Source organism: Acetobacterium sp., assembly GCF_036508315.1.
GTDB lineage: Bacteria > Bacillota > Clostridia > Eubacteriales > Eubacteriaceae > Acetobacterium.
In genome coordinates this window covers 1-24,649 of sequence record NZ_DATCHP010000104.1, presented here as the reverse complement: position 1 = coordinate 24,649, position 24,649 = coordinate 1, and the positions used below count along the sequence as shown (strand labels likewise).

Annotated in this window: 22 protein-coding genes and 1 riboswitch; of the genes, 11 read left to right on the top strand and 11 right to left on the bottom strand. The window is 41.1% G+C overall.

Annotation, left to right across the window (positions count from 1 at the left end):
• The first annotated feature begins 34 nt into the window (after positions 1 to 34).
• Positions 35 to 1,117, top strand: a complete 1,083-nt coding sequence (locus VIK44_RS12470) for an ABC transporter substrate-binding protein (protein ID WP_331554218.1) — start codon at positions 35 to 37, stop codon at positions 1,115 to 1,117.
• 285 nt (positions 1,118 to 1,402) lie between these two features.
• The gene (locus VIK44_RS12465; RefSeq protein ID WP_331554217.1) at positions 1,403 to 2,116 is read left to right on the top strand and encodes a hypothetical protein; all 714 of its coding nucleotides are present in this window, start codon (positions 1,403 to 1,405) and stop codon (positions 2,114 to 2,116) included.
• A gap of 78 nt (positions 2,117 to 2,194) precedes the next feature.
• Here VIK44_RS12465 and VIK44_RS12460 read toward each other — a convergent pair whose 3' ends face one another.
• Positions 2,195 to 2,812, bottom strand: a complete 618-nt coding sequence (locus VIK44_RS12460; protein WP_331554216.1) for an NUDIX hydrolase — start codon at positions 2,810 to 2,812, stop codon at positions 2,195 to 2,197.
• A gap of 172 nt (positions 2,813 to 2,984) precedes the next feature.
• Between VIK44_RS12460 and VIK44_RS12455 the strand changes: the two genes are divergently transcribed.
• Complete coding sequence (locus VIK44_RS12455) at positions 2,985 to 3,371, top strand: desulfoferrodoxin family protein (RefSeq protein WP_331554215.1); 387 nt, start codon at positions 2,985 to 2,987, stop codon at positions 3,369 to 3,371.
• A 65-nt stretch (positions 3,372 to 3,436) separates the two neighbouring features.
• Here VIK44_RS12455 and VIK44_RS12450 read toward each other — a convergent pair whose 3' ends face one another.
• Positions 3,437 to 4,171 carry a GH25 family lysozyme gene (locus VIK44_RS12450; RefSeq protein WP_331554214.1) on the bottom strand — a complete coding sequence of 245 codons (735 nt, stop codon included), beginning with the start codon at positions 4,169 to 4,171 and terminating at the stop codon, positions 3,437 to 3,439.
• Positions 4,172 to 4,316: 145 nt separating this feature from the next.
• Between VIK44_RS12450 and larE the strand changes: the two genes are divergently transcribed.
• Positions 4,317 to 5,132, top strand: a complete 816-nt coding sequence (gene larE, locus VIK44_RS12445) for an ATP-dependent sacrificial sulfur transferase LarE (RefSeq protein WP_331554213.1) — start codon at positions 4,317 to 4,319, stop codon at positions 5,130 to 5,132.
• Between the two features lie 13 nt (positions 5,133 to 5,145).
• On the opposite strand, the gene VIK44_RS12440 is transcribed toward larE, so the two are convergent.
• The gene (locus VIK44_RS12440; RefSeq protein WP_331554212.1) at positions 5,146 to 6,918 is read right to left on the bottom strand and encodes an ABC transporter ATP-binding protein; all 1,773 of its coding nucleotides are present in this window, start codon (positions 6,916 to 6,918) and stop codon (positions 5,146 to 5,148) included.
• Between the two features lie 138 nt (positions 6,919 to 7,056).
• Positions 7,057 to 7,233: riboswitch (cobalamin riboswitch) on the top strand.
• 95 nt (positions 7,234 to 7,328) lie between these two features.
• Here VIK44_RS12440 and thiC point away from each other — a divergent pair.
• The 6 genes from thiC to VIK44_RS12410 all read left to right on the top strand — a co-directional run bounded on the left by thiC (position 7,329) and on the right by VIK44_RS12410 (position 15,480).
• Entirely contained in the window at positions 7,329 to 8,633 is a 1,305-nt protein-coding gene (gene thiC / locus VIK44_RS12435; protein WP_331554211.1) for a phosphomethylpyrimidine synthase ThiC, read from the top strand.
• On the top strand, positions 8,633 to 9,916 hold the full coding sequence (gene bzaB / locus VIK44_RS12430; RefSeq protein ID WP_331554210.1) for a B12 lower ligand biosynthesis ThiC-like protein BzaB: 1,284 nt from the start codon (positions 8,633 to 8,635) through the stop codon (positions 9,914 to 9,916). Before thiC ends, bzaB begins: the two co-directional genes overlap by 1 nt.
• A gap of 28 nt (positions 9,917 to 9,944) precedes the next feature.
• Entirely contained in the window at positions 9,945 to 11,033 is a 1,089-nt protein-coding gene (cobT, locus tag VIK44_RS12425; RefSeq protein ID WP_331554209.1) for a nicotinate-nucleotide--dimethylbenzimidazole phosphoribosyltransferase, read from the top strand.
• Positions 11,014 to 12,561 carry a DUF2284 domain-containing protein gene (locus VIK44_RS12420; RefSeq protein ID WP_331554208.1) on the top strand — a complete coding sequence of 516 codons (1,548 nt, stop codon included), beginning with the start codon at positions 11,014 to 11,016 and terminating at the stop codon, positions 12,559 to 12,561. The genes cobT and VIK44_RS12420 overlap by 20 nt, the downstream gene beginning before the upstream one ends.
• Before the next feature lie 109 nt (positions 12,562 to 12,670).
• Positions 12,671 to 13,999, top strand: coding sequence for a B12 lower ligand biosynthesis radical SAM protein BzaD (gene bzaD, locus VIK44_RS12415; protein ID WP_331554207.1), 1,329 nt, complete (start codon positions 12,671 to 12,673; stop codon positions 13,997 to 13,999).
• On the top strand, positions 13,996 to 15,480 hold the full coding sequence (locus VIK44_RS12410; RefSeq protein WP_331554206.1) for a radical SAM protein: 1,485 nt from the start codon (positions 13,996 to 13,998) through the stop codon (positions 15,478 to 15,480). The genes bzaD and VIK44_RS12410 overlap by 4 nt, the downstream gene beginning before the upstream one ends.
• A 72-nt stretch (positions 15,481 to 15,552) precedes the next feature.
• On the opposite strand, the gene VIK44_RS12405 is transcribed toward VIK44_RS12410, so the two are convergent.
• The 7 genes from VIK44_RS12405 to VIK44_RS12375 form a co-directional block, all read right to left on the bottom strand.
• Complete coding sequence (locus VIK44_RS12405; protein WP_331554205.1) at positions 15,553 to 15,759, bottom strand: TOBE domain-containing protein; 207 nt, start codon at positions 15,757 to 15,759, stop codon at positions 15,553 to 15,555.
• 221 nt (positions 15,760 to 15,980) lie between these two features.
• Positions 15,981 to 17,129: a glycerate kinase gene (locus VIK44_RS12400; RefSeq protein WP_331554204.1), complete on the bottom strand. Its 1,149-nt coding sequence runs from the start codon at positions 17,127 to 17,129 to the stop codon at positions 15,981 to 15,983.
• A gap of 126 nt (positions 17,130 to 17,255) precedes the next feature.
• Positions 17,256 to 18,407 carry a toxic anion resistance protein gene (locus tag VIK44_RS12395; protein ID WP_331554203.1) on the bottom strand — a complete coding sequence of 384 codons (1,152 nt, stop codon included), beginning with the start codon at positions 18,405 to 18,407 and terminating at the stop codon, positions 17,256 to 17,258.
• A gap of 2 nt (positions 18,408 to 18,409) precedes the next feature.
• Positions 18,410 to 19,690 (bottom strand): 5-bromo-4-chloroindolyl phosphate hydrolysis family protein, encoded by a 1,281-nt coding sequence (locus VIK44_RS12390; RefSeq protein WP_331554202.1) that lies wholly within the window; start codon positions 19,688 to 19,690, stop codon positions 18,410 to 18,412.
• A gap of 233 nt (positions 19,691 to 19,923) precedes the next feature.
• On the bottom strand, positions 19,924 to 20,664 hold the full coding sequence (locus tag VIK44_RS12385) for an energy-coupling factor ABC transporter ATP-binding protein (protein WP_414637080.1): 741 nt from the start codon (positions 20,662 to 20,664) through the stop codon (positions 19,924 to 19,926).
• Positions 20,665 to 20,670: 6 nt separating this feature from the next.
• On the bottom strand, positions 20,671 to 21,471 hold the full coding sequence (gene cbiQ / locus VIK44_RS12380; RefSeq protein WP_331554201.1) for a cobalt ECF transporter T component CbiQ: 801 nt from the start codon (positions 21,469 to 21,471) through the stop codon (positions 20,671 to 20,673).
• A gap of 82 nt (positions 21,472 to 21,553) precedes the next feature.
• Positions 21,554 to 22,567 carry an energy-coupling factor ABC transporter permease gene (locus VIK44_RS12375; protein WP_331554200.1) on the bottom strand — a complete coding sequence of 338 codons (1,014 nt, stop codon included), beginning with the start codon at positions 22,565 to 22,567 and terminating at the stop codon, positions 21,554 to 21,556.
• A gap of 400 nt (positions 22,568 to 22,967) precedes the next feature.
• Between VIK44_RS12375 and VIK44_RS12370 the strand changes: the two genes are divergently transcribed.
• Positions 22,968 to 23,168 (top strand): cold shock domain-containing protein, encoded by a 201-nt coding sequence (locus VIK44_RS12370; protein WP_331554199.1) that lies wholly within the window; start codon positions 22,968 to 22,970, stop codon positions 23,166 to 23,168.
• Between the two features lie 137 nt (positions 23,169 to 23,305).
• Here VIK44_RS12370 and pdxA read toward each other — a convergent pair whose 3' ends face one another.
• Entirely contained in the window at positions 23,306 to 24,304 is a 999-nt protein-coding gene (gene pdxA, locus VIK44_RS12365; RefSeq protein ID WP_331554198.1) for a 4-hydroxythreonine-4-phosphate dehydrogenase PdxA, read from the bottom strand.
• Positions 24,305 to 24,649 lie beyond the last annotated feature (345 nt).

The window sequence follows — 24,649 nt, the reverse complement described above, 5'->3', positions numbered from 1 at the left end:
GTTTTTAGTTTAATCGATAAAAGAAAGGAGTCCTATGCAAACAAAAAAGAGCCAATGGTTTGGCCTTTTCCTGGTCACCCTCTTATTAATGTCACTGGTTTGTGGCTGCAAGGCCCAGGCCCCCGTGTCGGACGTCCCGACAAAAACCGTGGTAGACTGTATGAATCGGGAGGTTGTGATTCCCAAATACCCCCAACGGGTGGCCTGTCTCTATGCGTCTACGGCACATATCATGGCGATGCTGAATCAGGAAGATAAGATTGTGGGTATCCCGAATGGAATTAAACGCGATGTTTTAATGGCCTATAAAAGACCGGATATTGAATCCGTTTCGGTTCCCTTTCGAGAAAGCGCCATTAATGTTGAGGAACTCCTGGCAACCAACACCGATTTAGTGCTCATTCGCCAAAGCACCGCTGAAAATAAAGGTGAAGTTGAAAAACTTGATAAAGCAGGTCTTCCATGGGTGGTGGTGGATTATGCAAGTATAGCAGATTTGAAAAAAGCCATTACCCTGACTGGCAATATTTTTAATGTGCAATCAAAAGCCGAAGGCTATAACGATTATGTAAATGATACGTTAACTCTCGTGAGCCAGAGAGTGTCGGCAATTCCTGACGCTTCGCGGGTTCGGGTTTATCATGCCGTCAATGAAGCCGCGCGAACCGATCTCAAAGGCGATATATGTACCCAGATAAGTGACGCAGCCGGGCTTATCAATGTCTCTACCCAGGGAGGCAACCTGATTTCCGATGCGGAAAAAACCATGACCACCCTGGAGCAGATTTACAACTGGAACCCTGATGCCATTATTGCCAACGATGCCAACACAACAAACTACATTCTCACTGATTCCAAATGGACTGGCCTGGCCGCTGTTAAAAACCAGCGGGTCACCACCCTGCCCGTTGGCGTAACCCGATGGGACCATCCAGGGTCCATTGAGCCCCAAATGGCCGCCCTTTTTATGGCCAAACTTTTTTATCCCGAACAGTTTAGTGATATCGATCTCGTCCAAACCACCAGGGATTATTATGGAAAATGGTTCAATCTTGAGCTAACAGACGAAGATGTCACCGCTATTCTCTCAGGTAAAGGAATGCGACTTTCAAAATAAATTTCTTAACCTTTACTTAAGTCAAACCGTATCCTCATTTTTATCTTTGGAAGCTTCAACAAAAGCTTTGAAGCAATTCAAGTTGGTTTCTTCTTCCCTCCAGAGAAACTCCGGATGCCATTGAACGGCCAACCAAAAGTAAGCTCAGATATTTCAATGGCTTCGATTAAATCATCCTCACTGCAAGCCGCAACATGAAGTGAGGTATATTTGCAATCAAAGTATGATTGCTATTAAGTCAAAAGTATTATAAGATATACCGATACTGTAAATAGGAGAAAAGCCATGCTGAAAAAATCAATACCAATCTTTATCATTTTTATTGTTCTTATTCTAGTTTTTACCGGGTGTAATAAAGAAGTAGCAGGCCAGACCACCTTTATTTCTCTCATGTCAGTTCCTACGGACGCAACCATTCCCAATGGACTCCGACTTGATTCCATTCTGAGTATTACAAATGAAGATCCCGGAACGCCCGATGCCCTGCCACCCGCAGTTCAACTTGGTGTCTTTGGTTTTACCAATAAGAATGGCGAGATCGAATACTATGTTTATGGAAAAAAACAAACGGTTGTAAATGACCAGGCCCACCTCGAAGAGCAGGGCTTTTATGCCGTGGATTATTCCCGTAAAGACGGACTTGTATCACTGTCATTAAAAAATCTCGAAGCGCCTATTAGCAAAATTGATCTTGGTATCGGCGTTCCCACGAATTATGATGGTGAACTTCCTGTAGCTTTTTATTCCCCAACCGGACAACCCGGAGTGTACAGCTTTACCGATGCTAAAGGCAATACCATGCTTAGGGTTTATGCAACCTTTCTTGGGAATAACGGAAATTTCTTCCCTGCCAGCGAGGACGGTACTATGATTCCCGGTTCCCTGCCTGTAGAGAAAGCCATTGAAGAGATGCTTAAAAGCGAGGGATCAAATGCGGCTTCCCGGATACTGACTACCCCCATTGATTGCAAAAACATCAAGCTCTCTTATGAAATCTGATACCAATCACAAAAATGAACCAGGCATACGCCTGGTTCATTTTTTATTGTGTTCTACTCTTTTAATATTCCGATATTTTTAATCAAAGATGGGAATAAAATTTGGATCGCTATAGGCTTTAAAACATAATGCCAATTGTTCCGCAGTTGTACGTCCTTTAGAAAGAGGTGGCAACGCATCCAATAAAAAAAATCTGCTTTCATCCGTTTCTGTGTTTTTCTGAAAGCCACCTTCTAATAAATCACAAAGTATAAATATTTTATAGATTGTATAAGGACAGACATCCTCCACCCACTTACTCCGATCCAGCACTCCCACTAATCGGGTCGTTTCCACCAATACTCCGGCTTCCTCAAAAGCTTCTTTCTTTACATTTTCACTGATACTCCGATTCACATCGCCCCAACCTCCGGGAAGACACCAACGCCCATCAACTTTTTCCTTAACTAAAAGAATTTTATTATCTGAAATCACAGCTCCCCGAACATCCACCTTCGGTGTTAAATAACCATCTTCTTTTTTATAATATTCTTTAATTAACTCTTCCGGTACATCTGTATGCCTTTTAATAATTTCCTGCGATAATTTTTCAAGTTCTCTATATCGATCCAAATCATAGTCGCTTTTACAATAGGTAAGACCTGACTGGGATATTGACTGTAATTCTCTTGCCCAAAGCAGCCATTGTTTTTCCATTCATTCAGTCGGAGCATTTGCTCCTCCCCTTTCTTTTTTTTATAAATAATTCTTCCCCTTTCAGGGTTTTATGCTATAATACAGATTAGAATAAATCTAATTCATTGATGTTTAAATCTATTTTTTTAGGGAATATAGTTGATAACATCGATCATGACTCAGGAGGTCAATTATGTGTAAAGAACCGAAATTTGTTGTTTGTAAAAAATGTGGCAATATTGCCATTATGATTCACGATTCTGGTGTAACAATGGTATGTTGTGGCGAACCTATGACTGAAATGATTCCTAATACAACCGATGCTGCCAAAGAAAAACATGTTCCTGTGATTACCGTTAATGATACCACAGTTAGTGTTGATATTGGAAGTGTTCCTCATCCAATGACACCTGAACACCATATTGCTTGGGTGTATCTTGAAACAACAAATGGCGGACAACGAAAATGTCTTCCAGTTGATGGCAAGCCCCATGCTGAATTTGCATTATTACCTGGAGAAAAGGTTATTGCAGCCTATGAATATTGTAACCTTCATGGTTTATGGAAAGCAACCCTATAATTTAATCTTTTGTATTAACAAAAAGAAGCTGCCTTTTACAGGTAGCTTCTTTGCTTTTTGTCAATTTAAAAAAATTCGCCTATAAATTCATTGTAAGTACCATTATAAATATCCATATCTATAAATTTTTCACTTCCCTTGTAACCTTCTAAAATATTCCGCTGGCTGTATTGCCAGAATTTATACTCATTGCCATTGGGAAGAGTCTTTGGGGTGGTGTTATCAAGATCCACAATCCAGATTTTATAATCTTTATAATCCGTTCCGATGTACAGGTTATATACATTTTGATTGGTATAAATAATAGGTTTCACCTTATAATTATTCTCAATTTCTTTAAGAAAATCATCTAAAATGACCTTAACTTTTTCTTTTTCCATTGGTGTTGTTAGATAAGCTCCGTACAATTCCATATCAACCACCGGTGGCAGATTTTTATCGGAAACAGGCACATTGTTGATAAAATTCTTTGCCTGATCTTTTCCGGGGCTATCAAAACTGAGGAAATGATAAGCCCCAACCTTTAATGCAGTTTTATGGCTTGCCTCCCAGTTTTTCTTAAATTGTTCATCCACAAAATCCTTTCCTTCAGTTGCCTTAATATAAGCAAAGTCAATGCCTTGTTTCGATAATACCTTCCAGTCAACATCTCCCTGATAAGCAGATAAATCGACACCTTTCACCACGTAGTCATCCCCTTTTTTTTCTCCGAAAAACTTGCTGCAACCATAGATCAACAAGGCAATCAGGATTAAAATTCCAATCCCAATAGCAAAAGGCATCCATTTTTGTTTACTCATTAATTAATTCTCCTATATCCATATTATGCTATTTGCATTATATCAAATTTTTTACTGGTAGAAAAGCCTTTTAATCAGTTATAATATAATCATTAATGCGACGCCTTTCCTCAATCATTCTTTTGTCGCAATTTTAGGAGAACTCATGAATAAAGCAACTAATCTATCCCCGGCTCTTCAAGAAAAGCTGAGCACGCTGCAAAATAAAATCAAGGACCTCAACCGCGTCTGTATAGCCTTTTCAGGTGGAGTGGACAGCACCCTTTTATTAAAAGTCGCTTTTGACATCCTGGGAAAGGATGTGATGGCCATTACCGTTAACGGTGCCATGCTCCCGGATTCTGAATTTTTTGAGGCCCAGGCTTTAGCCAAAACCATTGGTATAACACCAATGGTCATTGATGCCGATGTTTTCTCATTAGAAAACTTTGTTAAAAATGCATCGGATCGCTGTTATTATTGCAAAACATATATTTTCACCCAGATAAAAAACGCCGCCATTCAAAACGAATGTAAAATTATCGTCGACGGTTCCAATCTGGATGATGTCAAGGACTACCGCCCGGGGATTCGGGCCCTGGGCGAACTTGGCGTCTATAGCCCTTTGAAAGATTCCGGCCTTACCAAACAGGATATCCGTGATCTTTCAGCCTATTTTGGCCTGGCCACTGCCACAAAGCCCTCGATGGCCTGTTTGGCAACCCGAATTCCTACCAACACCCCCATTACTCCAGCTGCTCTTAAGTGTATTGAAATTGGTGAGGATTATCTCAAAACTCTGGGTTTAACCCAATACCGCCTGCGATTATTCGGAGATACTGCAAAAATCGAGTGTGATCCCAAAGATTTCCAATCGATTATCGCCAATCGCCAAACCCTGGTAGATACCCTGAAAGAACTGGGACTTAAAACAGTAACGTTGGATTTGGCCGGCTATGGCTGTGGAAATATGAATGAATAAAATGATACTTATTTTATTTATATTCACTATCTATATCATCCAGATCACTATACATTTGATACAGATCAAAATAAACACCTTCTTCTTTAAGCAGTTCTTCATGGGATCCCTGTTCAACAATGCCTTCATCAGTCAGCACAAGAATAATGTCCGCATTTCTAATGGTCGTTAACCGATGGGCAATGGTGAAGGTGGTTCTCCCTTTGCCCAATTTTTCAAGGGATTTCTGAACAATCCGCTCACTTTCATTATCCAAAGCCGAGGTCGCTTCGTCCAGAATTAAAATAGGTGGGTTTTTTAAAAATACCCTGGCAATGCTGATGCGTTGTTTTTGCCCTCCGGAGAGCTTCACACCACGTTCCCCGACATAAGTGTCATATTTTTCCGGCAATTGCATAATAAAATCATGGGCGCCTGCCTGGGTGGCAGCAAGGATCACATCCTCTCTCGGTGCCTCAGGACGGCCATAAATAATATTCTCATGAATGGACCCTGAAAATAAATAGACGTCTTGCTGCACCATGCCAATTTGGGAACGAAGAGAATGGAGAGTCAAATCTTTTATATCCTGACCATCGATACAAATCCGGCCGGAAGTGACGTCATAAAAACGTGGAATGAGATGACAAAGTGTGCTTTTTCCACTTCCGGAAGGGCCTACCAGGGCAATGCTTTCCCCTGGTTTAACATGCAGATCTATGTTTGAAAGCACCTCCTTATTACCATCAGAATATTTAAAGCCTACCCCTTCAAATCGGATATCTCCCTTAACATTGATCAATTCTTTCGCTCCGGTCGCATTCTTTATTTCTGGCGGCTCATCCATGATTTCTACGAACCGTTCAATCCCTGTCATTCCTCTTTGGAATTGCTCGGAAAACTCAACAATCCTAAGAATAGAGGTAAGAAGAGTAGAGACATACAATAAGTATGCCATGAGATCTCCAAGGGTAATAGCCCCATTAATCATAAACAGCGATCCGCCGACCACCACTAAAATATACATCAGTCCGTCAAACAATCGTGTGGTGGTTTGGAAACCAGCCATGTAACGATAAGTCTGTTTTTTGATTCCTAAAAAGATGCCATTGCCCACATCAAATTTTTCCTCTTCAATGGCTTCATTGGCAAAGGATTTAACGACTCGAATCCCCAGAAGATTATCCTCGACCTGGGCATTAATTTCCCCGGTTTGAACCCGGGCCTGTTTGAAAGCCTTTCGCATCCGTCGTCTGAAATAACCGGTTGTAATCAGCATAATCGGTAACGCCGAGAAAATAATCAGAGTTAACCAGATGTTAATGTTCCCGAGAATCACGAAAGCAACGGTAATTTTAAGGCCGGCAATGAAAAATTCTTCAGGACAATGATGAGCAAACTCGGTCACATCAAAAAGGTCAGTGGTGAGCCGTGACATCAACTGCCCGATTTTGGTATTACTGTAAAAAGAATATGATAGCTTTTGCAAATGCCCAAAAAGGTCCCGGCGCATATCGGTTTCAATTTTCGCACCCATGACATGGCCAATATCCGCCATGAAATAATTGGCCGCAGCGTCAATAATAAGAAGCACCAGGTATAAAGAACCGAGGCTCAGAATTATTTCAAGGGTTAGGCCTGCCATATCATTGATGCCCTTATCAGTAATAAATCGAATGATCAGGGGCAGGACTAAATCACATATGGTGGTCAGACCCGCACAAAAAAGGTCCAGTACTAATATCCACCTGTACTTTTTATAATAGGGAATAAAACGTTTTATTAAGGTTGAATTTTTTTGTTGCATTTCCAATTTTCACCTACCGGTTTTTTTATCTATAACTATTATACCCTAAATAATAAAAAGCCTGACTTAAGTTTTAAGAGATTATTCATTTTTTTCCTTGCACTTTCAAATTTTGCGTGTATAATTATAGTTAAGTAAATAAAAAAGCGAACATATGGTGCCTTAATTTTAAGGAGAATAGGGAATCGGGTGAAAATCCTGAACGAACCCATCACTGTAAGGGAGGAGCGAACCACAATCACCACTGTTTTTATGGGAAGGTGTGGCAAGCGTTGATCCCCAAGTCAGGAGACCTGCCTATGTATCGATTATGTATGAATGAAGGTAAAGTTCATGGCTATTATTTTAATAATAGCCATGGGCTTTTTTTATTACAAAAATTTTGAAACTAAAAAAGTTTAGGAGAAAATATGACAATTTTAGAAAAAGCGCGTGCCGGTGAAATCACCGAAGAAATGATTTATGTGGCTGAAAAAGAAGGCATTGATCCTGAGATGATTCGTCAGGGTATTTCAACCGGAGAAATTGTTATTCTAAAGAGCTCCCGTTCAAATATTAACCCTGTGGCTGTTGGTAAAGGCCTGTATGTTAAGGTTTCTGCCAGTGTTGGCATGTATGAAAAAAATGACACCATTGAAGGCGAAATGACAAAGGTTAAGTCTGCTATGAAAGCGAAAACTGATACCATCATGGATTTAAGTGTCCGAGGCCCTATTGATGAAATGCGTGAAACGGTTTTATCCACTGTGAATCGCCCCGTTGGAACCCTTCCGCTTTATCAGACCCTGGCCGTTGCACAGAAGAAATATGGCACAGCTCTTAATATGACTGCCGATGATATGTTTGAAATGATGGAAAAGCATGCTTCCGAAGGTGTGAGCTTTTTAGCCCTTCATTGCGGTACCACCATGGATGTGATTAACCGTGCCAAAGAAGAAGGCCGTATTGATCCTTTAGTCAGCTATGGCGGATCCCACCTCATCGGCTGGATGGTTCACAACCAATGCGAAAACCCTTTCTTTACCCAGTATGACCGTGTTCTTGAAATTTGCAAGAAATACGATGTGGTTTTAAGCTTTGCCGATGGCATGCGCCCAGGTTGTATTGCTGATTCCCTTGACGGAGCCCAGGTTCATGAACTGGTTATTCTCGGGGGCCTGGTTAAAAAAGCCCGAGCAGCCGGCGTTCAGGTTATGGTCAAAGGCCCGGGACACGTGCCTTTGGATGAAATCCAAACCACGGTTCAGTTACAGAAAAAATTATGTGGCGGTGCTCCCTACTTTGTCTTCGGTTGTCTGCCAACCGATTCCGGTGCAGGTTCAGACCATATTACCGGAGCCATTGGCGGCGCCATTGCTGCTTACTACGGCGCCGACTTCCTCTGCTATGTAACTCCTGCTGAACACATTGGCATGCCAAATGCAGACGACGTCTACATGGGTGTGATGGCCAGCCGAATTGCTGCCCATGCCGCAGATGTGGCAAAAGGCCACCCTGCTGCCCTTGCCTGGGACTTGGAAATGTCTACTGCAAGGCGAAAGCTGAACTGGGAAAGACAAATGGAATTAGCCATTGATCCTGAACAAGCCTCACGGGTTTGGAAAGATCGCAGCACCGACTTCTCATCCGAATGCAGCATGTGTGGTGATTTTTGCGCCATGAAAATTGTTGCCCAGTATTTACGAGTTGAACCTAAGGAAGCGAGGATAAAATAATGACACAAATGATAAAAGCCCGTGCGGGAAAAATTACCGAAGAAATGGAAATGGTAGCCCTTCAAGAAGGTTTTACCCCTGAATTTATACGAGCAGGCGTTGCCTGTGGCCATATAGTTATTCCTAAAAATAAAAATCGCAATCGCTCAAAAATCTGTGGTATTGGCGGCGGACTGGATGTAAAAGTCAACGGTCTGATGGGAACCGCTCAGGATCGCGACGATATGGAAATGGAAGTCAAAAAATTACAGATTATCGAAGCAGCCGGGGCCCATGGTTTTATGGATTTAAGTATGGGAGCTGATATTGATAAAATGCGTAAACTGAGCCTTGAAAAATCAAACATCGCTGCCGGCTGTGTTCCGGTTTACCAGGCCTGTATGGAAGCCGTTGAAAAAAGAGGCCTGATGGTTAATATGACCTCTGACGATCTTTTCGAAGTGGTTGAAAGACAATGTGAGGCAGGCATGGATTTTATGGCTGTTCACAGTGCTTTGAATATGGATGTTCTTAAAATTCTCAAAAGAACCGGCCGAGTCACTGATATTGTCAGCCGTGGCGGTTCCCTGTTAACCGGATGGATGTTCCATAATGATAAAGAAAATCCATTATACGCTGAATTTGACCGTCTTTTAGAAATTCTCAAAGCAACCGATACGGTTTTAAGTATTGGGGATGCCATAAGGCCTGGCTCCAATGCCGATTCCCTGGATCAGGTTCACCTTCGTGGTATCATGGTTGCCGGTGAGCTGACCAAACGTGCACTGGAAGCCGGAGTTCAGGTTATGGTTGAAGGTCCCGGCCATGTGCCGCTGAATCATATTCCAACAGCCATGCTCCTGCAAAAACGTCTTTGTTTTGATGTTCCCTATTATATTCTGGGCTTCCTGGCCACCGATATTGCTCCCGGCTATGATAACATCACCGGTGCCATTGGCGGCGCATTTGCCGGAATGCACGGTGCTGATTTTCTTTGTTACCTGACCCCGGCCGAACATTTAGGCCTTCCTAATGAAGAAGACGTGCGTATCGGCGTTGAAACAACCCGGATCGCTGCCAATTGTGCCAATGTATTAAAACGCGGCGGCGCTGCCTGGAATCGTGATTTGGCTATGTCCCGTGCCCGTGTTGGCAGAAACCAGGATGAACAGGTTAAGAATGCCATTAACCAGGCCAACCTTATTGCCGCCTTTGCTGCCCAGAACCCTTCGGATGGCTGTGTGGTCTGCGAAGACACCCGTTGTCCAGCTGATGTGGCTGCCGAATTCTTCGGAATTGCCTAAAAGCTAATTCCTTCGAAAGGATAATATAATGATAGAAACTAAGTATACACTTAAACAGGTTATTGAAAATACCGAACTTGCTGATCCCAAATGGCAGGCTGCTGCCCGGGATCACATTGAAAAGCTGGCTATTCCTCCATGGAGCCTTGGTCAGCTCCTGGTTGTCGGAGAACAGCTTTCCGGGATCCAACGCACCATCCGTCCCAATGTCGATAAGAAAATGGTTATTACCATGGCCGGAGATCACGGCGTTGTTGCCGAAGGCGTTTCTGCCTTTCCCCAGGAAGTAACCCCGCAAATGGTAGCAAATTTTGTTAAAGGCGGTGCCGGCATCAACGTTCTGGCCAAGGCTGTTGGCGCAGATGTAATCGTCGTTGACATGGGTGTTGCGGTTGACATGCCTCACCTGGTTGAAAAGGGCGCTATTATCGACTGCAAGGTTGCCTACGGCACCAAAAACTTTTCAAAAGAACCGGCCATGACCCGTGCCCAGGCCATCCAGGCACTGGAAGCCGGCATTAACGTGGCTTCGAAAGTCATTGAAGAACAGGGCATTAATCTTCTGGCCACCGGTGATATGGGAATCGGAAACACCACCCCCAGTGCTGCCATATTGGCAGTGATGGCGGAGTACCCGGTTTCATCGGTTACCGGCCGAGGCACCGGCATTGATAATGCTACCCTTCTCAATAAAATCAAGGTGATCCGAGACGCCATTAACCTCCACAGCCCGGATAAGAATGATCCCATTGATGTTCTTTCCAAGGTTGGAGGCTTTGAAATAGCCGGTATTGCCGGTGTTATTCTTGGAGCCGCCTATCATCAGGTACCAATACTGGTCGACGGATTTATCTCCACGGCCGGGGCCCTCATCGCCAAAGGGCTTTGTCCTCAATCTCTGGATTATATGATTCCTTCCCATCAATCCGAAGAGCCCGGCCATCAATTAATGTGGCAGGCACTGGGTCTACGTCCCCTGCTTAACTTGAATTTTAAATTAGGTGAAGGCACCGGGGCTGCTGTTGCTATGCACCTGGTTGAATCTTCAGCCCGAGTCATGTGTGATGTCCTCACCTTTGAAGATGCAGGAGTATCCAATGGTCATGAAGGGATATGATCCTCATACCCATGGCGGCCAGTATTTAGAAGATCTTTCCACCGCCTATTGGGTTTCGGATTCCCTTTTCACTGCTTTGGAAATGAACCTCTTTGAAACAATTGATGGCTTTGGCACCCAGGGAGCAACCCTTTCAGAGCTTTCCCGGTCAATGCTCTGCGATGCTAACGCGTTGGATCGATACCTTGATCTGCTCGTAAGCCTGGGGCTCCTGGGTCAGTACCAAAAAAGTTATTATAATTCTCTTCTCACCAAAAAATATTTGCTTAAAAATAGTCCCCTTTACCAAGGGGACTCTATTCTGTGGCGTAAAAATCTCACTGAAGACTGGGATACCCTGAAGGCTTCTTTAAAAGCCGGAGGACGTGTGAATTTTTTGCCTGAGGAGATTAGTGAAACCGAAATGGATGCCCGGCGGGAAAATTACATTAAAGCCATGGACAATGTGGCTAAACTAAAAGCCACCGACTGCACGGGCTTTTTTAACGATCTATCCGGCGAAATCCTGGATGTCGGCACGGGTTCCGGTGCTATGGCTCTGGCTTTTTTAAAGAAATTTCCCGGTACTGCTGCCACCCTTTTGGATATTGAACAAATCCTTCCCCATACACAGAAAATGGTGAACCAAACACCCTTCAAAGATCGCGTTCACTACCATTCCTGTAATATTCTTGACCCTCAGTGGGGACTTGACAAAAAATACAAGCTTATTATTTTATCCAACATCGTCCATGCCTATGCCGAAGCCGAAAATGAGTTGGTATTAAAAACAGCCGCCGACCACCTGGCCGATGATGGCGTACTTCTGATTCATGATTTTTTTACCGAACATTTTCCAGTGAAAGCGCAACTTACCGATGTTAACATGATGCTGAATACCTATAATGGCAAAGTTTTTTCAGGAGCCTGGGTCATTAATGAACTTAAACGAAATCAATTGGCAACCACGTCTCTGATTCCCCTGGAAACCGATACCGCGCTCATCTTCGCAGCCAAATCTTCCAGAGCTTTAGATCACTTAGCCATTACCCCGCTCCAAAAGCTCATCTATCCTATAAAAGCTCTCGGCTTTGATGATGTTCTGGAAATTTCTCCTGAATCAGTCATCGTTTCGGAATTCCCGAAAAACAAATGTCGTTTTGGGTGCAGGTCCTATGATCAGAAACATTGTGAAGCCAATGACATGAGTCTGGAAGAAACGACAAAGCTTTTGTCCGGTTATAAAAAAGCCTTCCTGCTAAAAGGTGAACCTCCCACCGGTGATTTTCAGAAAAAATTACTGGAAGCTGAAAAGCTTGCTTTTATAAACGGTTATCACAAAGCATTTGTTTTTTTCGCAGGACCTTGCAGCATTTGTTCCAAATGTGATCCCGAAATTCCCTGTGAAAATACGAAAAATCGCCGTCCTTCAATGGAAGGTGCCGGCATTGATGTTTTTGAAACCGTTCGAAATAACGGTGAAGTCCTGGAAACCCTTAGCACCAGAGATGCCATTGTGAAATATTATGGCCTCTTATTATTGGAGTAAAAACACAAAAGTTAATTGCAAAATTCATAAACGCAACCGTAGATAGCTTTGATGGCAGTTTATGGCACTTTCGCAATTGCTTATATAAAATAGATTTCAAGGAGCAAACATGAAAATATTATTCATTCAGGCCCTCTCAATGGAGGGTATCGATATCGAGCGGGTCTATCCCATTGGTATTGTGGTTCTGGCATCACAGGTCGAGCGTGAAACCAACCATGATCTCCACCTTTTTGATATGAACATGGCCATGGACCCCTATAGTGAACTTCGAAAAGAGTTGGATACTCAAAAGCCGGATGTGGTTTGTATTTCCCTTCGGAATGTAGACCCTTTGGGAAACAAAACCTCATCACTGATTCCTCCCTTTGCAGTCACTTTAGCATTTATAAAAAAATATTGCCCGGACGCACGAATTTTAGCCGGAGGCACGGGTTTCTCATTATTCCCGAAACGCCTTATGACTGAATATGAAGAAATTGATTATGGTGTGACCGGAGAGGCCGAAAAAATCATCGCCCCTCTTTTGGAAAACCTTGATAATCCTCCCCTTCTGCCAGGTCTATGCTATCGTGAAAATGGCACTGTCAAGGTTGTACCTGCCAGCGGTGACTACAATATGACGGATTACATTATGCCAAACCGTGATCTGTTGGATCCCCGCCCGTATCTGGAAGTCAATAAATACGTGGAAAGTATTGGCGTGGAATCAAAACGGGGCTGCTGTTTTTCCTGTGGCTATTGCTCCTACCCCTTGCTCCAGGGGAAGAAAATGCGGTGTCGCACGCCGAATTCGGTGGTCGACGAAATTGAGTATTTATATAAACATTATGGGGTCACCCGGATTCATTTCACCGATTCGGTAGTCAATATTCCGGTGGATCATCTCGATAATATCTGTCAGGAAATCCTAAACCGTGGACTTAAAATAAATTGGAGCGGTTTCTTTCGCGAAAACCTTTTAACCGAGGAAAATGTGGCTTTATATACGAAATCCGGTTGTGAATGCTTTTCCCTGTCTCCGGATGGCCTCAGCCAAACCTCGCTGGATGCCATGGACAAACACATGCTGGTTGCGGATATCCTGAACACGGCCCGGGTTCTGGCAAACAGTGGTGTGGTCACTGTTTATCATTTCCTGGTAAACACGCCTGGAGATACTGAGGAAACCATGCAGGAAGCAAGAGATCTGATTGATGCAATCTATGAGATTCACCATCAGTCAAGGACTTTGGGAACCATTGTATTAAACAACATACGCATTCTCCCCGGTACGAAAATTGAACAGCAGGCCCTTGACAATGGTGTAATCACTGCTAAAACTGATTTGCTCTATCCTACTTATTATAATCCTGAACCTTTTGACCGGGTGCGTTACGATTTGGAAATCTATCATACCAAGAAAAATATCTTTATGTGGCAGGAGGTCACTTCATGAAAGTTTTACTTTTAGAACATCCCCGTTCCTTCGGGGACGACCGTTGCAATGACATTGCCAATGCCCCTTTATCTGCCTGTTTAAATACCGGGTATATCGGAGGGATGCTGGCTTCCAAAAATATCGACGTGACCATTGTGGATGGTTACCTTGAAAAACTGGATTACCCGGCCATTGAAGCAGAAATCGCCAGAATACGCCCGACAATTCTTGGGATACACCTAGTGTATCATTGGGAAAACAATCAAACACTCTACCAGTTTATCGAACATGTTAAGTCAACCTACGGGATTTCTTACGTCACGGTTTTTGGCTTTTATCCCACCTTTGCCTATGAAGAAATTTTAAACCGATGTCCAGCCATTGACTCTGCCCTTTTAGGAGAAAATGAACTGACATTTCTAAAGTTAGTGGAAAATTTCCCGGAAGATCATCTCAAGGGTGTTGCATACCGCGATGGCAATGCTATTGTTGCCACCAGAGGAGAAGTGATTTCGGATGTTAACCTGCTCCCTTTTCCACTTCGCAGTAAAGGCGCTTACTCTTTTGGTGAAGTGAACATCTCCGGAAGCCGGGGCTGTTATGGTGGTTGCACTTTTTGCTACATTAACCCCTATTACGGGGACGCTAAACGAAAATGGCGTGGCCGTAGTCCTGAAAATATTATTGCCGAAATTGAAGCTGTTATGGCTGAAACTGACCTTCGTTATTTTTATTTTATGGACCCCAACTTTTACGGCCCCGGCCGTGGAGGAAAAAATCGTGTTCTTAAACTGGCCGCTTTACTAAAGAATAAAAATATTACCTTTGGCATTGAAGCCAGGGCCAACGATATTGAGGATGAAACCATTGCAGCTCTGGTGGATGCCGGACTCAGGCAGATTCTCATCGGTTTGGAAAGTGGCCGGAATGAAACCTTAAAGCGGCTGAATAAATTAACCACAGTAGAGGATAATGAAAATGCCCTTGTCATTTTACGCAAGTATGGCATTGAGCCCAGCGTCGGTTTTATTATGTTCGAACCGGATTCAGATCTTGAAGATCTCCAGGTGAACTTCGATTTTCTTAGGCGCAACCATTTATTGGATAAACTTGAAATCAGCGTTAATGTTCTCTACCATCATATGATTATCCTCCAGGGAAGTTCATCATATAAAGAACTTCAGGATCAAGGGCGATTAAATATTTCCGAACATTCCACCTACGAGGCGGAAACTGATTACCTCAACCCAAAGGTTGCCAACCTGGCTTCCATGATGCGGGATATGACAAACCATATTTTTGCGTATATGAGAAATACCTGGACACTGAGTTTTAATGGTGATCCTGTGATTCTTAAAAAATACACACGGGTTAATGCTTTATTAGTTGAAAACTTTCATGCATTTTTAGAATTGCTCAAAAAAGCAGATTTTACTGAAGAAAAGCGTGATAGCTTTGTGAAGGATTTTAATGAGGCAGTGGATAAAATAATGGCTTAGTTTCTGCCTAAAAACAGAAAATGCTCCTGATGGGTTACCATCAGGAGCATTTTAAAATTTAATTAGTCGGAATTAAACCAATACCATAACAGAGGTAGATTTAACTACTGCGGTAGCTTCTTTACCAACAGCAAGGCCAAGGTCTTTTACAGCTGCAATTGTAATATCTGCAGTAATCACATTGCCATTACCAATATCGATTGTAACAATGGCATTGACTGCACCTTCTTGAATGCCGACAACTTTACCTTTTAACTGATTTCTTGCACTTAATTTCATTTTTACCTCCTATTGAAATATTTTACATCATTATATTTCCTTAATCTTAATTTTGACTTAAGAAAAGTTAACTATTTTTCTAACTGTACATCACTCTCTCTATTACACTCAACTTCAAATAACATTTATTGCAATCACATGCCGGTTATCGGCTTTTAGAATGGCATCAATAACCTCATCATGTTCATCCCAGATTTCACCTACAAGTTATTCTGGTGGATTTATGAGTTTGTTTTACCATCGAGTGCCGCTAAACTTCGAAATAAGTTAATCACAGTGGCTTCCAGTTCTTCTTTGGCGTGATCCATATGCCACTCCAGATTTTTTGAATTATTGTAAGTTGCAAACGCAGCAGTGATCCCTTGATCAAAAAGCACTTCATACCCTTTTTCCAGGGCACCGGAAATAACGATTACAGGAATTTTTTGGTCTTCTCCCCTTTTTCCTACCCCTGAAATCACCTTACCCCTGGTACTTTGTTTGTCGGTTTTTCCTTCACCTGTGATAATAAGATCCGCACCTTGGATAAGCTCATTAAAGTTTATCCTGTCTAATACAATTTCCAACCCTGATTTTAATTGGGCGTCAAATAATGCCACTAAAGGTAACGCCATTCCTCCGGCGGCGCCTAACCCTGGTAAATCAATCAGCTCTTTTCCTGATACCTTTTCCAATAATATTCCCAAGTGCTTGAGACCCTTGTCCAGGGATATCGTCATTTCTTCGGATGCGCCTTTTTGCGGTCCGTATACCTGAGCTGCTCCCTGTGTCCCAAATAAAGGGTTATCAACATCACAGGCAATGATAATATCCTTTTGAAATATTATCGGATCTATGTGTGCGGTATCAATGGAGACTATCTTTTCAAGGCTTTGTCCACAAGGGCTGAGCACATCATGATTTTTGTCATAAAACTTAACCCCAAGGGCAGTGGCAACCCCCATTCCACCGTCATTGGTTGCACTGCCGCCAATGCCTAAAATAACCGTGTCACATCCCTGGTTTTTTATGGCATCAATAATCAATTCACCCGTTCCAAAAGTCGTGGTTAGCATTGGGTTTCGTTCCTCATTAGTCAGCAAGGTCAGACCCGATGCAGCTGCCATTTCAATCACTGCTGTTTTACCATTTAAAATGCCATAGGCTGCATTAGTTTTCCGGAATAATGGATCTTTCACCGGAACTATTATCTTTCTACCGTCTTCTAAATTTAATAGAGTATTCACGAGCCCTTCTCCGCCATCAGAAATTGGTATTTTTATAATTTCCGTTAACGGAAGTACTGTTAGAATTGCTTTTTCCATGATATCACAAACCTCTGCAGCAGATAAAGACCCTTTAAACGAATCCGGCGCGATAATAATTTTCATAGTTTTGCTCGCTTTCTTAATACGATTCCAATTAACGCAGTAATGACCAGTGGTAACAAATGCTGCCCATAAAAGAAAGAACCCAAACAAATCAACTGATCTGTTTAAGGTTCTTTGATTAACTTACTATCGTCTGATTTCCTGCATTTTTATTTTCAAATCATTCTCAAGCTTCTGCAGCTCAGCTTCTACTTCTTTCCTCTTTTGTCGGCCTTCAGCCTGGATCTGGAGTACTTCATCAAAGGTGGAAATCAAGGCTTCATTTGAATAACGAAGCGTATCAATATCTACAATTCCTCTTTCTGATTCCCTGGCAATGGCAATAGATTCGACCTTTAATGTTTCTGCATTTTTGCGTAATAATTTGTTGGTCATATCGGTTACTTCGCGCTGAGCTTTTGCGGCTTGTCCGGAATGAACAACCCCAAGTGCTAAAACCATTTGACTCTTCCATAATGGGATGGTATTGACAATGGAGGATTGAACCTTCTCAGCCATTAATGTATCGTTATGTTGAACCAGTCGGATCTGAGGAGCCATTTGAATTGAAATTAACCGTGTCAGCTCAAGGTCGTGGATTTTTTTCTCAAAACGATTGAGCATTGCTGATAAATCATTCACGGCTTGAGCGTCTTCCGGTAAGCCGCTCAGTTCGGATTTTTTTATCAAGGCCGGCAAATCAGTATCTTCAACAATCTTAAGCTTCTTTTTTCCTGCTAAAATATACATGGATAATTCTTTAAAATAGGTTTTGTTCGCTTCATACAATTTATCCAACATGGCTACGTCTTTTAAGAGTTGGACCTGATGGAATTCTAAAGATTCGCAGATGTGATTAATATTGGTCTCAGCTGCTGCGTATTTAATCTGCAGGGAATTTAATTTATTGATATTCTTTTTAAACATGCCGAAAAACCCTTTATCTTCTTCTTCCACATCAAAGTTTTTCAGTTCCGAAACCATATCTCCAAGCATCTTCCCCACTTCTCCGAGATCTTTTGTTCGAACGCTGTTTAATGCTGTTTCAGAAAAATCCGCTATTTTCTTTTGTGCCCCTACTCCAAACTGCATAATAAGACTCGAATTGTTGAGATCTATTTTACTGGCAAAATCATCCACCATTTTACGTTCTTCAGGGGATAATCGACTTTCATCAAAAACCTGTTTTTCCGGTGCTAATTCCTGGTGTTGAGCTGCAACAACCATTTTTTCTTCTTCAAATGGATCAAAAGTCAAACTTGGCGTTACCTGGGAATAATCATTTGCGTTGTCATCCATATCTATTCTCCTTTATTTTCAAAGTCTCTTTTCGTTAATCCTTCTTGGGCGAGTATGGTATTTAAAACTGAAATATCAGTTGAAACGTCTATGGCAGTATCTTCATAAAAACTATCTAAAAGATTTTCAAAGGCATCATTTATCGTATCCAGTGTCTCTTCAATCTCTTTTTTTGTTGCTACAATATTTGCGCCCTGAATCAATTCTCCATCTAAATCCTGATAAACTTTTACAAGCTTTAGGGTTGTTGGTAAGTAGTACCCCAAAAATTTTCGTATTTCCGGTAACTCTTCAGGGTTTTCTTTAATGTGCTCAAATATTTTACTGATTACTTTTTCCAGGCGCTCTAATTTCTCGGAAATACTTTCTCCCAGAATAGCTTCATTGGCTTCTCTGATTTTTATGATGGTGTCTTTTCCTTCGGTGATCACTTCCCGAACCGCTTTCATCTCGGGATTCTGTACATCCATCATTTTCTGACGTTGCGCAATTTCAATTCGATCCTTTTCTATTTCTTCCAAATACCGCTTTTGCTCTTCCATTTTCAGGTAAGCCTTATAGGACTCATCGCTGATAAAGAGAAAAGTTTCTTTTTCATCAATTATTCCTTCCGGAAACATAAAAACAGCGATCATTTTTCGAAGGTCTTTAACCACATATTTCGAACTTCGTCCCATCGGATCCGCCAGCTCTTTGATTTCACAGAAAGTTCGTCCGCTTAACCCTTTCACATACTGATAAAACCGCTTTACCCTTCTTCGCAGTCCGGTTCCTTTCGCAACCATAAAAACGGATAACAATAGGATCGGCAACAGCGCTAATAATGGTACGACCAGGGAAGATAAACCCGCAAAAAAAACATTTGCCACAAAGAGCCACCCGATATAAAACAATAACGTTAATCCAATACCAATATCACCGAAAACGATTAACAATGGACCCGCTATTCGACCATGAGGTGATTTTGACACCAACACTTTTTTATTTTTATTAAATGGATTACTTATGCTTTGTTTTGTATAGTCTCTATTTTGTACCTTACTGGTTTCTTTTTTATTTTCCTGAGCAGTTTTCGGCTTTTCATCGGATGGATTTTCATAATTTTTATTATGATTTTGCATCTGCTGTTTCCAATTATGACTGCCTTTTTTCACTTCTTCCAGTGCCCGGTTCACTGTTTTTGAAATATTATTATTTAACTGATTGAATTCAGTGGAATTTAGTGCATCTTGAATGATGTTTTTAATATCATCCCCAATGTTCGAATAATCTTTTTTTTTCATTACCTAACCTCCCAAACATTAGAATAATTATATCTTATAAAACCAAAAATTTCAATTGTGAATCCAAAACTTCATCCCAAACTTAAATTCATTCAGAAGCATTGTTAAATCATCTCATTATATAAGAAATACCCATAAAACGGTTATATAAACCTCTCGTTTTATGGGTAATCATTGCAACTGTTCATCCATTATCCTTGTGAGCACCATATTTTCTAATGAAAACGCAGCTTCTAATTTTTACAGGTTTTACAGCGCTGCATGCACAACGGTAATTCCAGATGACAATTCAATAGCAGCTCTTCATTGAGTAAAATATCTTTGACACTGCCATCAGCAAAAACGCTGCCATGATGGAGGATAATCACTCGGTCACAAATATCAAGGGCCATGTCTAAATCATGGGTGGCAATGATTTTTGTCATTGCCAGTTTACCTAAAGTTTCCATAACATTACGCCGCGCCTTGGGATCCAGAAACGATGTGGGTTCATCAAATAGAATAATGTTAGGATCCATTGACAGCACGGATGCTATGGCAATAATACGTTTTTCCCCACCAGATAATCGATGCGGCATGCGATCTTTAAGATGGATAATCCCGAGGACTTCCAGTGCCTGGTTGACCCTTTGCTCTACCTCAGTCTCAGATAAGAGTTCGTTTCTAGGTCCAAAGGCCACATCATCATATACCTTTGTCATAAAAAGCTGATCATCCGGATTTTGAAAAACCATGCCAACCTTTCTTCGAATGTCTTTTAGGGTTTTCTTTTCCACTGAAACACCATCAACCTGAATCGACCCTTCACCAATGTCTGAAATACCAACAATCAATTTAAATAAGCTTGATTTTCCGGCGCCGTTTGCTCCTACGAGAGCAATACTTTCACCGTCTTTTATTTCTAAATTTACATTTTTAATGGCCGCATGACCATCCGGATACGAATAGCTTAAATCTTTAAAATATATCATCATAACTCCTTATTGTAGAAAACTGCCAATGAACTGGCTTAAATTAAAAAATCTCAGAAGTATCAGCATCCCGCAGGTGCTCAGCATAAAAATCCAATCGCTTTTTTTCATGGGGTCGGGTTTGGCATAAAGATAATGGCCATCATATCCGCGACATTTCATAGCAAAATAAATATTTTCAGCACGATCAAAGCTTTTTAATAACAATTGTCCAACAAAAATACCCATGTCTTTCATCTTAATGCCTTTTGCGTCCGGTGCCCTTAATATATAAGCCGTATACATGTTGGAGACCTGTTCTAATAGTACCGAAATGTAGCGATAGGTTAACATGATCTGTTCCACAATAATTTTCGGCACTTTAATAACCAGCAACTGATAGGAAATCTGAGGCAATGGCGTTGTGGCAATAAGAATAAGTACACCCATCACGGTAAAAACTGTTTTGATCATAATCGAAAAAAATGAAATAACACCATATGTGATGGGCGTGTTCCCCACCATAAAGGCGGCATTTTGATTGAAATAAATATTCGAAATGCCTGCAAAAAAAGAAAAGGGCAGTGCAACGAGTAGTCGTTTTAATAAAGGTTTATACGGGATTTCCGCCAGTGCCATAAGAATTACCGGATAAAATAAAAAAACAACCAGACCCGTGACATTATAGGGGTCAAAAGAAACCACCAGAATGATATACAGGAACGTTGTCACTAATTTAACCATGGGATGGAGTCTGTGGATAATTGTTTTGGCTTCTGCCATTTCTTCCAGGGAGTGAATTGTATTCATAGAATCCGTTAATGCTGACATTTGATTTTCCTTCCAAGCTTATAATAAAGAATAATCTCTGTTATTAACAGAGATTATTCTAATAATTATTTGTTTTTAATTTTTAAGCTGATTTTTCTTTTTTACGTTTAACCGCGTAAATGATGTAACCAGTTCCGCCTGCCAATAATAATGTAAGTCCACCTCCCAGAAGTCCTGCTACACTTTTACCTGCAGCTGAACCTTGTCCATCAGTTGATTTAAAACCATAGCCTGGCAAAACGGCCGTTGTTTTTTGAACATCTGCAGCATTCTCATGAACTCCGCCTGTTGCAATAATTTGTGTCGTTCCTGCTACCCCATTCATAGCCCATTCCAAACCATCAGGATTGGAGGATGCAAATAATGAGAAACCACCACCAAGGAGAGCAGCAAATATTAACAGCGTGACTGATACTTTTTTTAGAGAAAGCCCAGAGGATATTTTTTTATTAATTAATGACGATTCTAAGATTTCGGGACGCATTTTATAAACAAATACTAAAACACCTGCGGTTACAATTCCTTCAACAATGCCAATGGCCAAATGTATGGGCATCATTAATCCAAGGAAGGCTGTAAAAGGCAATTCAGTAATTCCCGAAGCAAGCGTTTCTATTACTACAGAAAAAGCCCCTCCTAATAAAGCGATTGTTACCGAAAGGATGGCTGCCACGGCAATGCGCCTCGGGGTAAAGCCTTTCTTGACAATGGGTTTGAATATTAAGGGGTATACCAGCAAACATGCGTAAAAACCCATATTCCAAATATTAGCCCCTAAAGCCAACAATCCACCATCTGCGAAAAACAGGGCCTGGATGAGAAGTACAGTTGAAATCACAAGAAATGCAGGAAACGGTCCCAACAAAGCTGCCAGTAAAATACCACCGCCGATATGTCCTGAAGATCCGGTACCTGGAATGGTGAAGTTAATCATCTGACCGGCAAAAATAACCGCACCCATAACTCCCATTAATGGAATCTTCTTTTCGTCCAAATCATCTTTACACTTATACGCGGAATAAGCGATCGCTCCAGCACTTGCTGCAAGCATGATTCCACCAACTGCTGGTGAAAGTAAAGCATCTGCCATATGCATAATAAAATCCTCCTCATATAATATAATTATATACAGGCTCAAAAAAAGGCCACGAAGTACGTCTTTTACTTCTGTAAAAGCAATACCTTCATGGCATCATTAGTTAGTTTATGATAATTCAATTTTTATTTCGCAATTCGTTTGTATTTATTTATTGTAACCCCAAGTGATTGTACTGTCAAGAAAAAAATAAATCTTACGATATTCTTAATGCATATTGATTTTTTATTGAAATTATTTGACAAATAAGGTTTATTGCTGTATCATTGGAAGTAGATTAAAGTGTATTGATTGATTTCACATATTTTTGTAAGTCATTTGCGTTTTAAATGGTTTACAAAAATATGTGTTTTTTTTATTTTTGCATCAAGATTAATTTTAGAAACAGGAGGTACCAATAATGAATACTGGTACAGTAAAATGGTTTAACGAGGAAAAAGGTTTTGGTTTTATTTCGATTGATGGTGGCGAAGATGTATTTGTACATTTCTCAGCAATTATCGCTGAAGGTCGTAAAAACCTTGTAGAAGGACAACGTGTTACTTTTGACACAGAAAAAACTGATCGCGGCTTACAAGCTACTAACGTTATGGTTGCATAGTCACTTAAGAACTTAAATGAAAAAAACCGGATTTTATATCCGGTTTTTTTTCGCACTTTTTTTGATATGACAACCTAGGTTTCATGTGATCCTGGGTCAAGAACAATTGAAAAATGGGTTTTTCAAAATCATACACACTATTTTTTCTTGAATTTCGGCGCATACTCAACGGCTAAACGAATGGCTTCAATCAGACTCACAGGACTGGCGATTCCCTTTCCGGCAATATCGAAGGCAGTACCATGATCCACCGAGGTTCTTAAAACAGGCATCCCAATGGTGATGGAAACGGTCTTTTCGAAATCAACCATTTTTGTGGCAATATGTCCCTGATCATGATATAAAGATAAAACACCATCATAAGCACCTTTTAGGGCAAAATGAAAAACACTATCTGCCCCAATGGGTCCATCAATATTAATTCCCTTTGCTCTTGCTTCTTCAATCGCCGGTATCACACCATCAACTTCTTCCCTGCCAAACAGCCCATGTTCGCCACTGTGGGGATTTAGCCCTGCCATTGCAATATGGGGATTCTCGACACCCAGAGTTTCTAAGGCATCAACACACTGATCAATAAATACGGCCAGATTATCTTTTGTTACGAAATCACAGGCCTTTCGCAACGATAAATGACGGCTTAAAAAGAAGACTCTCAGATTGTGTACTTGAAACATAGTCAAAGGATTCTTTGTATTTGTTAAAGCGCCAATCATTTCTGTATGTCCAATAAAAGGTACTTTTCCCGCTTTTAGGGATTCCTTGTTAATGGCTGTTGTTGTTAAAACATCGGCTTTACCGTCCAGGCATAATTCTGTGGCTTTTTTGATGTATTCATAGGACGCCCGACCTGTCATCCCCTGGACTTCACCCATTTTTAATTGATCCATGGAAATATTCTGAAGATCAATTAAATTTAAAATACCAGGTTCATATTTTCCATCCGCAGGTTCATCGACAACATTTATAATCAAATCAAGTTTGCAAAAATCAATGGCCCTTTGCAATACTTTTTTATCTCCGATTATGATACAATTGGCTTTTTCCTGTACCATCGCATCTGCTAAGGCTTTTACTGTAATTTCCGGACCAATGCCGGCTGCATCCCCCATGGAAACTGCTATCATAGGCTTCATTATTTATCTCCTCATTGTAAATGTTTTTCACTTGAATAAGGTTTCCACCAAAGTTTCTCTGTATTATGGATTACTGTATCATAAATTTAAATTAATGAAAGCAATTCCTCACCGGGGATGTTAAGCACTATCCCCGGTGAGGAATATTAAATACTGACTTGGAGATGTCCTGGGTATTCAAAGAGATTCCGTCGGTTAGGAGTTTTTAGAAATAAAAAATCCTTCTCCAGTGGAGAAGGATAACAGAATCATATTTAATTTTAAATATAATGCTCTTATAATCCTCTAAATCGGAGGTTTTAAGAATTCACTACATACAGGTCTTCTGGCTCAACAATCAACTTT

Coding starts and splice junctions, on each gene's coding strand:
- VIK44_RS12470 (WP_331554218.1), top strand. CDS start 35: ATGCAAACAAAAAAGAGCCAATGGTTTGGCCTTTTCCTGGTCACCCTC.
- VIK44_RS12465 (WP_331554217.1), top strand. CDS start 1,403: ATGCTGAAAAAATCAATACCAATCTTTATCATTTTTATTGTTCTTATT.
- VIK44_RS12460 (WP_331554216.1), bottom strand. CDS start 2,812: ATGGAAAAACAATGGCTGCTTTGGGCAAGAGAATTACAGTCAATATCC.
- VIK44_RS12455 (WP_331554215.1), top strand. CDS start 2,985: ATGTGTAAAGAACCGAAATTTGTTGTTTGTAAAAAATGTGGCAATATT.
- VIK44_RS12450 (WP_331554214.1), bottom strand. CDS start 4,171: ATGAGTAAACAAAAATGGATGCCTTTTGCTATTGGGATTGGAATTTTA.
- larE (WP_331554213.1), top strand. CDS start 4,317: ATGAATAAAGCAACTAATCTATCCCCGGCTCTTCAAGAAAAGCTGAGC.
- VIK44_RS12440 (WP_331554212.1), bottom strand. CDS start 6,918: ATGCAACAAAAAAATTCAACCTTAATAAAACGTTTTATTCCCTATTAT.
- thiC (WP_331554211.1), top strand. CDS start 7,329: ATGACAATTTTAGAAAAAGCGCGTGCCGGTGAAATCACCGAAGAAATG.
- bzaB (WP_331554210.1), top strand. CDS start 8,633: ATGACACAAATGATAAAAGCCCGTGCGGGAAAAATTACCGAAGAAATG.
- cobT (WP_331554209.1), top strand. CDS start 9,945: ATGATAGAAACTAAGTATACACTTAAACAGGTTATTGAAAATACCGAA.
- VIK44_RS12420 (WP_331554208.1), top strand. CDS start 11,014: ATGGTCATGAAGGGATATGATCCTCATACCCATGGCGGCCAGTATTTA.
- bzaD (WP_331554207.1), top strand. CDS start 12,671: ATGAAAATATTATTCATTCAGGCCCTCTCAATGGAGGGTATCGATATC.
- VIK44_RS12410 (WP_331554206.1), top strand. CDS start 13,996: ATGAAAGTTTTACTTTTAGAACATCCCCGTTCCTTCGGGGACGACCGT.
- VIK44_RS12405 (WP_331554205.1), bottom strand. CDS start 15,759: ATGAAATTAAGTGCAAGAAATCAGTTAAAAGGTAAAGTTGTCGGCATT.
- VIK44_RS12400 (WP_331554204.1), bottom strand. CDS start 17,129: ATGAAAATTATTATCGCGCCGGATTCGTTTAAAGGGTCTTTATCTGCT.
- VIK44_RS12395 (WP_331554203.1), bottom strand. CDS start 18,407: ATGGATGACAACGCAAATGATTATTCCCAGGTAACGCCAAGTTTGACT.
- VIK44_RS12390 (WP_331554202.1), bottom strand. CDS start 19,690: ATGAAAAAAAAAGATTATTCGAACATTGGGGATGATATTAAAAACATC.
- VIK44_RS12385 (WP_414637080.1), bottom strand. CDS start 20,664: ATGATGATATATTTTAAAGATTTAAGCTATTCGTATCCGGATGGTCAT.
- cbiQ (WP_331554201.1), bottom strand. CDS start 21,471: ATGTCAGCATTAACGGATTCTATGAATACAATTCACTCCCTGGAAGAA.
- VIK44_RS12375 (WP_331554200.1), bottom strand. CDS start 22,567: ATGCATATGGCAGATGCTTTACTTTCACCAGCAGTTGGTGGAATCATG.
- VIK44_RS12370 (WP_331554199.1), top strand. CDS start 22,968: ATGAATACTGGTACAGTAAAATGGTTTAACGAGGAAAAAGGTTTTGGT.
- pdxA (WP_331554198.1), bottom strand. CDS start 24,304: ATGAAGCCTATGATAGCAGTTTCCATGGGGGATGCAGCCGGCATTGGT.